We start from the raw sequence: 2,134 nt of genomic DNA, 5'->3' as shown, positions 1-2,134 counted from the left end.
CACAAAACCGGCTGAGCTCCGCCTGGGTATGTTTGCCCTGGACCGCATGGCGCAGGTTATAGCAGATTCGGGTGCAGGGCTTGTGTATGCCGACCATTACCAGGTGGTGGGCGACGAAAAGAAAAACAATCCGCTTATCGCTTATCAAAAGGGCAGCTTAAGGGACGATTTCAATTTCGGGTCGCTACTGCTGTACAAATCTCTTGACCTGAAAATGGCTGTATCTAAAATGGACAGGGAATATAAATTCGCAGGAATTTACGATCTGCGCCTCAAAGTATCCCAGGAGGCGGATTTAGTACATATCAACGAGTACCTGTATACTGAAATAGAATATGACACACGGAAAAGCGGAGAAAAAATATTCGATTATGTTGACCCGAAAAACCGGGAGGTACAGAGAGAAATGGAACTGGCATGCACCGACCATCTCAAAAAGACAGGGGCCTATCTGACCCCGGATTTCAAAAACGTAGAGTTCGGAAAATCTGACTTCGAATATGAAGCATCGGTCATCATTCCGGTAAGGAACCGTATACGGACTATAGGCGATGCCATAAAATCGGCCCTGGAGCAAAAGACATCTTTCAAATTCAACATTATTGTTATCGACAATTATTCTACCGACGGTACAACGCAAGAAATCAGGAAATTTGCCTCTGACAGCCGGCTGGTGCATATAATACCCGATAATAAGGAACTGGGGATCGGAGGGTGCTGGAACCTAGGCGTGCATCATCCCAAATGCGGAAAATTTGCTGTACAGCTCGATAGCGACGATGTATATGCTCATGAAAAGACCCTGCAGAAAATTGTCGATGCTTTTTACGAACAGAATTGCGCAATGGTCGTGGGAACATATATGCTCACCGGTTTTGATATGAAAATGATACCCCCGGGCATTATAGACCATAAGGAATGGACTCCTGACAACGGACGGAACAATGCCATTCGAATCAACGGACTGGGAGCTCCAAGGGCATTCTATACCCCCATACTGAGAAATATAAAGGTACCCAATACAAGTTATGGTGAAGATTATGCGCTGGGGTTATATTTTTCACGCGAATACCAGATAGGACGTATTTATGAGGTCTTATACCTGTGCCGCCGATGGGACGATAATTCGGACGCGTCTCTCGATATTGTCAGGTTGAACGCTCACAATACATATAAGGACAGGATTCGTACATGGGAACTCGAAGCCCGCATTGCGTTGAATAGGAAATAAATAAAGGGGGATAAACATGGCGGAAGATCATTTCAACATAGACGGGCTATTCTTTTCCCAACTTCAAAAATGGGAACTGGCAAGGGCGAATTATAAGGCCTTGCAAAAAGTAAATACCAAAGATTTCGTTTTCGGCGACTTCACTGTCAGGGTACAGTTCAATCCCGGGAGGATCATTTCTTCGGCGGCAAAAGTGGATACGGAGTCTATACGGCAAAGGAAATGCTTCCTTTGCCCCCAAAATTTACCACCCGTCCAAGTGGGGATACCATTCGGTACGCAGTACCAGATCTTAGTAAACCCATATCCAATATTCCCGCGCCATTTGACTATAGCGGCTTACTCCCATGCCGACCAGCTTATTTTCAACAGGTATGGCGATATGCTGGACATGGCTAAAAGCCTCAATGGGTATACACTGTTCTATAACGGGCCAAAGTGCGGGGCTTCTGCGCCTGACCATGCGCATTTCCAAGCGGGGATAAAGGGCTTCCTCCCTTTTGAAAGGGAGATAAAGAATATTGGCAAGGAGATCATATACCACACCGATGAACTGATCCTGTATGCCATCAGAGACTATCTCAGAAACTGTTTCCTGTTAGAAACAGAAAATAAAAATGAGGCTCTGGCCTGCTTCAGGAAATTATATGCATTGCTCGAATTGAAAGACACGCATAACGAGCCCATGATGAATATACTCACTTGGTACGAAAACAAGAAGTATTACAGCTGCATATTCCCTCGCGAGAAACACAGACCGGAATGCTTCTTTGCCTTAGGGGACGAAAATCTGCTCGTCAGCCCGGCGGCCGTTGACCTGGCCGGAGTATTTATAACTCCGCTAAAAAAGGATTATGACAGGATAACAAAAAAAAATATCGTAAGCATTCTTAATGAAATATG

The 2,134-nt window shown here is 45.2% G+C and carries 2 protein-coding genes; both read left to right on the top strand.

From position 1 onward, the window contains the following. The coding region (locus ACFO6W_RS26035; protein WP_380002050.1) for a glycosyltransferase family 2 protein at positions 1-1,231 on the top strand (1,231 nt) is incomplete at its 5' end. 16 nt (positions 1,232-1,247) lie between these two features. Continuing rightward, on the top strand, positions 1,248-2,134 hold an 887-nt coding region (locus ACFO6W_RS26030; RefSeq protein WP_380002048.1), incomplete at its 3' end, for a DUF4922 domain-containing protein.

It is taken from the genome of Dysgonomonas termitidis (assembly GCF_042654545.1).
Lineage (GTDB): Bacteria > Bacteroidota > Bacteroidia > Bacteroidales > Dysgonomonadaceae > Dysgonomonas > Dysgonomonas termitidis.
This window is presented reverse-complemented; position numbering and strand designations above follow the sequence as displayed.